This is a genomic window from Brachybacterium paraconglomeratum (assembly GCF_039541415.1).
Lineage (GTDB): Bacteria > Actinomycetota > Actinomycetes > Actinomycetales > Dermabacteraceae > Brachybacterium > Brachybacterium paraconglomeratum_A.
Genome location: NZ_BAABGE010000004.1, coordinates 652,129 through 658,962, shown reverse-complemented (window position 1 = coordinate 658,962; position 6,834 = coordinate 652,129). Strand labels below are relative to the sequence as shown.

At 68.4% G+C, this 6,834-nt stretch carries 5 protein-coding genes; all 5 read right to left on the bottom strand.

The genetic code is table 11. The features are described from left to right. Positions 1-702: 702 nt before the first annotated feature. Positions 703-1,971 carry a tyrosine--tRNA ligase gene (gene tyrS, locus ABD893_RS07590; protein ID WP_345077705.1) on the bottom strand — a complete coding sequence of 423 codons (1,269 nt, stop codon included), beginning with the start codon at positions 1,969-1,971 and terminating at the stop codon, positions 703-705. A gap of 378 nt (positions 1,972-2,349) precedes the next feature. Further along, on the bottom strand, positions 2,350-3,759 hold the full coding sequence (argH, locus tag ABD893_RS07585; RefSeq protein WP_345077777.1) for an argininosuccinate lyase: 1,410 nt from the start codon (positions 3,757-3,759) through the stop codon (positions 2,350-2,352). A 101-nt stretch (positions 3,760-3,860) separates the two neighbouring features. Further along, positions 3,861-5,099, bottom strand: coding sequence for an argininosuccinate synthase (locus ABD893_RS07580; RefSeq protein ID WP_345077702.1), 1,239 nt, complete (start codon positions 5,097-5,099; stop codon positions 3,861-3,863). A 136-nt stretch (positions 5,100-5,235) separates the two neighbouring features. Continuing rightward, positions 5,236-5,853 (bottom strand): arginine repressor, encoded by a 618-nt coding sequence (locus ABD893_RS07575; RefSeq protein WP_345077700.1) that lies wholly within the window; start codon positions 5,851-5,853, stop codon positions 5,236-5,238. Then, positions 5,850-6,833, bottom strand: coding sequence for an ornithine carbamoyltransferase (gene argF, locus ABD893_RS07570; RefSeq protein WP_345077698.1), 984 nt, complete (start codon positions 6,831-6,833; stop codon positions 5,850-5,852). Before argF ends, ABD893_RS07575 begins: the two co-directional genes overlap by 4 nt. Between the last annotated feature and the right edge of the window lies 1 nt (position 6,834).

Below are 6,834 nucleotides of genomic sequence, written 5' to 3'. Positions count from 1 at the left end.
AATTGCCATTCAAATAAATGGCATCAACAAACAGACACGCTATTGAGATATCAAGCAACACGCGCACATCGTTCTCTCACCGCAGAGCGGTTCGAGTCAGAGGCTCGGTGGCGCCGGCGGAAACTTCCTACCGACTGACGTTCTACGTCGTCGTTCCGGCGCGAATCACTACTCTAGCAGTTCTTCGCGGTCCGTTGCAACTCCGCTCCATGTGCTCCCGGTCTCGTTCGGATCTACTCGAGATCTTCCCTCTGACCTGCCCACGTTCACCATCTCGGTCTCCCGATCCGGCAGTCCTGCAGCCGTCCCGCTCCACTCCGTTCCGTCCGCTTCCCAGTGGGAGGCTGTCGGCCCTTCGTGTCTGCGTTCTTCCTGCTGACAAGAAAGAACATTACGGGTCCTGGTGGGGTCCGTCAAACCGGAGGATTCACCTTCCATTCACCTCGATAGGCCAGCATTACTGCAGGTCAGCCCCCGTTTTCCTACTCTGGGAAAGCGCTCGTTCACCCGAATGTGACCCGCGTCTGAGAGGGGCGTCACCGGAACTTATCGTCGGCTTGACAGTTTGGTTGCCGGGCCGTATTTGCCCATCGCTGCGGGTGCGCCGGGCACTGGTCGCGGCACTCCCCTGCCTAGAACAGAGACGAGCCCCGTGCTCTGCAGCTGCAGAGCACGGGGCTCGTCATATCTCGGGGTCGATCGTCAGCCGGCGAGGCGGACCATCGCGGCGTTCTTCCGCCCGCGCCGCAGAAGCAGATGCCTGCCCGGCAGCGACTGGAGGTCCCCCACTTCTCCGGCGAGGTCCTCCGGAGTCACCTTCTCTCCGTTCACCGAGAGTCCTCCTCCCTCAGCATCGCGCCGCGCGGCACCCTTCGACGCGGCGATGCCGGATTCTACGAAGGCCTCGACCAGTGGGGTGGTCGCGGTGACTTCCGCGTTCGGCAGTTCGCGCGCGATGGCGAGGATGGTCTGCTCATCGAGCTCCCGCACATCTCCTCGTCCGAACAGCACCGCGGCCGCGGCCTTGGCCTGCATGGTGGCCTGGTCGCCGTGGACCATGGTCGTGAGGTCGTCGGCAAGCAGCTTCTGAGCTGCTCGCTGATGGGACGCCTCCATGGTCGCGTGCTCGAGCTCTGCGATCTCCTTCTGGGAACGGAAGGTGAAGTACTTCAGGTAGTTCACGACATCCCCATCGGCGGCGTTGAGCCAGAACTGGTGGAACGCGTAGGGGCTGGTGAGCTCTGCGTCCAGCCAGACGGCGCCGCCTTCGCTCTTGCCGAACTTGGTGCCATCCGCCTTGGTCACCAGCGGGGTGGTCAGGGCATGCGCGTCGTGGCCCTCCACCTTGTGGATCAGATCCACGCCCGCGAGCAGATTCCCCCACTGGTCGTTGCCACCGAACTGCAGGGAGACGCCATGGCGGCGATGCAGCTCGAGGTAGTCGATGCCCTGGAGCACCTGGTAGCTGAACTCGGTGTAGCTGATCCCCTCGTCGCTCTGCAGGCGTCGAGCCACGGTGTCCTTGGCGAGCATGGTGCCCATGCGGAAGTGCTTGCCCATGTCCCGCAGGAAGTCCAGGGCGCTCATCTGCCCGATCCAGTCCAGGTTGTTCACCATGGTCACGGCGAACTCACCGTCGAGGTCGAGGAACCGGGAGATCTGACCACGCAGGCTGTCCACCCAGGTCGCGACGATCTCAGAATCGTTGAGCACCCGCTCCCCGGACATGCGCGGATCACCGATCAGGCCTGTCGCCCCGCCCACCAGGGCGTAGGGATGGTGACCGGCGAGCTGGAGCCGGCGCATCGTGAGCACCTGGGTCAGGTGACCGACGTGGAGGGACGATGCCGTCGGGTCGAAGCCGCAATACAGGCTGACCGGTCCGTCCGCCAGAGCGCTGCCGAGCGCCTCGCGCCCGGTGGTCTGTACGACGAGTCCTCGCCAGGCGAGCTCGTCCAGGACGGAATGCATCGATCGGTTCCTCTCGGAGGGGCACAGGGGTGCCGGTGGTCCGGCCTGAGTGGCCGGGGGCTGACTGATCAGATGAACGCACGGACCGGAGCCCGGGCGTCACACCCTTCGGGCCCGCGTAATGCGTGCCTGAGCGCCATTGTCACAGATCCCGGGACTGCGGTGCGGCACTGGCCGCCGGCCACCAGCGACCACGTTGCTGCCACCGGAATCCTGTCTCTGATGAGGGTTGAACGCCCAATAGCCGTTCAACCCTCATCAGGAGACAGATTTCCGGTGGCCGAGCCGGGTGGCCGACGGTGCCGGGTGGCCGACGGTGCCGGGTGGCCGACGGTGCCGGGTGGCTGGCTGTGCCGGTCGGTGGGTGTGGCCCGACGCTCAGCGGTCGCGGGTGAATCCGCGCAGCGTGGAGATCGCTGCGGCGGCGGCATCCTCCTGCTCCGCGACGCGGACCGGTGCGGTTCCGCCCTTCGCGTCACGGGAGGCGATGGACCCCTCGACGGTGAGCACCGAACGAACGGAGCCGTCCAGGTGCTCCGAGATGGCAGCCATCTCCTCATCCGTGAGATCCCACAGCTCCTTGCCCTGGGACTCGGCGACCTTCACGCAGGCTCCCGAGATCTCGTGGGCGATCCGGAACGGGACCCCGCGGCGCACCAGGTGATCCGCGATATCGGTCGCGAGCGAGAAGCCCTGCGGCGCGAGCTCGGCCATCCGCTCGGTATGGAAGACCAGGGTCGCCATCATGCCCGTGAACGCCGGCAGCACCAGGTCCAGGGAGTCGACCTGGTCGAAGACCGGCTCCTTGTCCTCCTGCAGGTCGCGGTTGTACGCGAGCGGAAGGGCCTTGAGCGTGCTCAGCAGACCCACCAGGTCGCCGATCATCCGACCCGCCTTGCCGCGTGCGAGCTCGGCGATGTCCGGGTTCTTCTTCTGCGGCATGATCGAGGAGCCGGTGGAATAGGCGTCGTCCAGGGTGATGAACGAGAACTCCTTGGTGTTCCACAGGATGATCTCCTCGGCGAGCCGCGAGAGGTCGATCCCGATCATCGCGAGCGCGAAGGAGAACTCGGCGGTGAGATCGCGCGAGGCGGTCCCGTCGATCGAGTTCCACACCGAGTCCGAGAAGCCCAGCTCCGCGGCGACCGCCTGGGGATCCAGGCCCAGGCTCGAACCGGCCAGCGCCCCGGAGCCGTACGGGGAGCTGTCCGCACGGCCATCGAGATCGCGCAGTCGCTCCACATCCCGCAGCAGCGGCCAGGCATGGGCCAGCAGATGATGGCTCAGCAGCAGCGGCTGGGCGTGCTGGAGGTGAGTGCGGCCCGGCATCGGGGCTCCGTGCACCTCACGCGCCCGGGCCACCAGCACGTCGACGAGGTCCAGGACCTGGTCACCGACGGCGCGGGCCTGATCGCGGATGAACAGCCGGATCAGGGTGGCGATCTGGTCGTTGCGAGAGCGTCCGGCGCGCAGCTTGCCTCCGAGGTCCGCCCCCGCCCGCTCGATGAGCCCGCGCTCGAGGGCGGTGTGCACGTCCTCGTCCTCGGGCGCGGCGGCGAACTCGCCGGAGGCGACGTCGGCCGCGAGGGTGTCCAGCGCGCCCTGCATCCCGGCCAGCTCACCATCGCTCAGCAAACCCGCAGTGTGCAGCACGTTGGCGTGAGCCTTCGAGCCGCGCAGGTCGTACTGCGCCAGCCGCCAGTCGAAATGGGTGGAGACGGACAGTGCGGCCAGCGCCGCCGCGGGGCCGGAGCCGAAGCGTCCACCCCACAGCGAGGCGTTCTCCATCGCGGCCGACGGGTCCGCTGCAGCTGACGGATCCGCGGCGGCCTGCCCGGCAGAGTCATCCATCTGGGTGCCGTCCTGGCCTGGCAGGGAAGAGTCCTGGCTCATGCCTGCTCCTCGGGTGCGGCGTCGAGGTCCTCCCCGTTGCCGAAGGCGACGTCGCGGGCTGCGGCCTGCTTGGCGGCCAGGCCGTAGATGTCGATGAAGCCGCGCGCGCTGCCCTGGTCGAAGGTGTCGCCCTCGTCGTAGGTGGCGAGGTTGAAGTCGTACAGGCCGGTCTCGGTACGGCGCCCGGTGACGGTCGCGCGGCCACCGTGCAGGGTCATGCGGATGTCACCGCTGACGTAGCGCTGGGTGTCCGAGATGAAGGCGTCCAGGGACTTCTTCAGGGGCGAGAACCACTGGCCGTCGTAGACCAGGTCGGTCCAGCGGTCGCTCACGGTGCGCTTGAAGCGGGCCTGCTCGCGCTCGAGGGTCACGCGCTCGAGCTCCTGATGGGCGGTGATCAGGGTCATCGCGCCGGGGGCCTCGTAGACCTCGCGGGACTTGATGCCCACCAGGCGGTCCTCGACGATGTCGATGCGGCCGATGCCCTGGGCGCCGGCGCGGCGGTTGAGCTCCTGGATCGCCTCGAGCGGGGAGACCTTGCGCCCGTCGATGGCGACCGGGATGCCGCGCTCGAAGGAGATGATGACTTCGTCGGCGACCGGCGGGAAGGCCGGGTCGTCGGTGTAGCTGAAGACGTCCTTGGTGGGCTCGTTCCAGATGTCCTCGAGGAAGCCGGTCTCGATGGCGCGGCCCCAGACGTTCTGGTCGATCGAGAAGGGGTTGTGCTTGGTGGTCTCGATCGGCAGGCCCTTGCGCTCGGCGTACTGGATCGCCTTGTCACGGGTCAGCGCGAGGTCGCGCACCGGGGCGATGCACTTGAGCTCAGGAGCCAGCGAGGTGATCGAGACTTCGAAGCGGACCTGGTCATTCCCCTTGCCGGTGCAGCCGTGGGCGACCGTGGTGGCGCCGAACTTCTTGGCTGCCTTGACCAGGTGCTTGGTGATCACCGGGCGGGAGATCGCGGAGACGTTCGGGTAGGCGTCCATGTACAGCGAGTTCGCCTGGAGTGCGGGCATGCAGTACTCGTTCGCGAACTCATCGCGGGCGTCGGCGACGTACGCCTCGACGGCGCCGCAGTCCAGGGCTCGCTGGCGGATCACCTCGAGGTCTTCGCCGCCCTGGCCGACGTCCACCGCGCAGGCGATGACATCGGCGCCGGTGGCGTCGTGGATCCAGCCGATGGCCACGGAGGTGTCGAGGCCGCCGGAGTAGGCGAGGACGATCTTTTCGGTCACGGTGATGCTCCTAGTCGTGATTCACAGAGTGCACGGGCGGGTCCGGCGGGGCCGGCACCCGAGGCCGAGCGGTTCGGGGGTCGAGAAGTCTTGGGTCGAGAAGTCTTGGGTCGAGAGGTCCTGCGGGTCGAAGCGGTCAGGCGCTGCGTGGCGCGTCGGGGGCCGACGAGCCGGGGGAACCGGCGGGGGCCGTCTCCGTGGACCGGCGCCGGGGCGGCGGCACGGGGTCGACGGACTCCCGTCGGCCATCCGCGAGATCGAGCAGGCGCTCGGCGAGCCGGTCACCGCCGGCGGGGTCCCGGGCGACCAGCAGCACGGTGTCATCACCTGCGATCGTACCGAGGACATCGGGCATCACCGAACGGTCCATGGCGGAAGCGAGATACTGCGCACCCCCGGGCGGAGTGCGCACCACCACCAGGTTGCCGCTGGCCTCCGCGGAGACCAGCAGGCCCTCCGCCAGCCGTGGCAGCCTCGCCTCGAGCAGCTCGTTCTCCGGTGCGGCCGCCGGGCGGGTGGTGCCGCCCTCCGGGGGAAGCCGGTAGACGAGGCTGCCCGCCGAGCCGCGGATCTTCTCCGCCTGCAGCTCCACCAGGTCCCGCGAGAGGGTCGCCTGGGTGACCTCGATGCCCTCGGCGGTCAGCAGCTGTGCGAGCTGGGACTGCGAGGACACCTCCTGGTGGGTGAGCAGCTGGACGATGCGCTGCTGACGGGAGGTCTTGGTCTGGGCGAGGGCGCGGCGGGAGTCGCTCATCGGCGCGCTCCCTGCGGGAGGGCGTGCGCGGCGGTGCTCTGGTCGGGGTGCTCGAGCAGCCAGGCCAGCAATGCCTTCTGGGCATGCAGGCGGTTCTCGGCCTCGTCCCACACCACGGAGGAGGGCCCATCGATGACCTCGGCGGTGACCTCCTTGCCGCGGTAAGCAGGCAGGCAGTGCAGGAACAGCCCGCCGGAGAGCTCCATCAGCTCCTCGGTGACCTGGAAGGGCGCGAACGTCTCCTCGCCGCGGCCGCCTTCGCCCTCCTGGCCCATCGACACCCAGGTGTCGGTGATGACGGCGGTGGCGCCCCGGGCAGCGAGCCGGGGATCATCGGTGAGGGTGACGCTCCCGCCGGTGGCGGCGGCGATCTCCTCGGCGCGGGCCACGATCGCCGGGTCCGGGCGGTGGGAGGCAGGAGAGGCGATCCGCACGTCCATGCCGGCGGTGACGCCGCCCAGCAGGTACGAGTGGGCCATGTTGTTCGCCCCGTCGCCGAGGTAGGCCAGGGACCGACCTGCCAGCGCCGCGTCACCCTCGGCCAGTCCCCCGGTGTGCTGGGCGATGGTCTGCAGGTCAGCAAGGATCTGGCAGGGATGGAACTCGTCGGTGAGGGCGTTGATGACCGGCACGCTCGAGTGCGCGGCCATCTCCTCGATGCGCTCCTGGCCGAAGGTGCGCCAGACGATCGCGGAGACCATCCGGGTGAGCACGCGGGTGGTGTCGGCGATGGACTCGCCGCGGCCGAGCTGGCTGCTGCCGGCCTCCATCACCAGCGGGCTGCCGCCGAGCTCCGCGACTCCGGTCGCGAACGACACCCGGGTGCGGGTGGAGGACTTGTCGAACATGATCGCGACCGTGCGCGGTCCTTCGAGGGGGCGCTTGGCGAAGCGATCCTCGGCCAGGGCCAGGGCGAGTGCCAGGACCTCCTTCTGCTCGGCCGGGCTCAGGTCGTCATCGCGCAGGAAGTGACGGGGCATC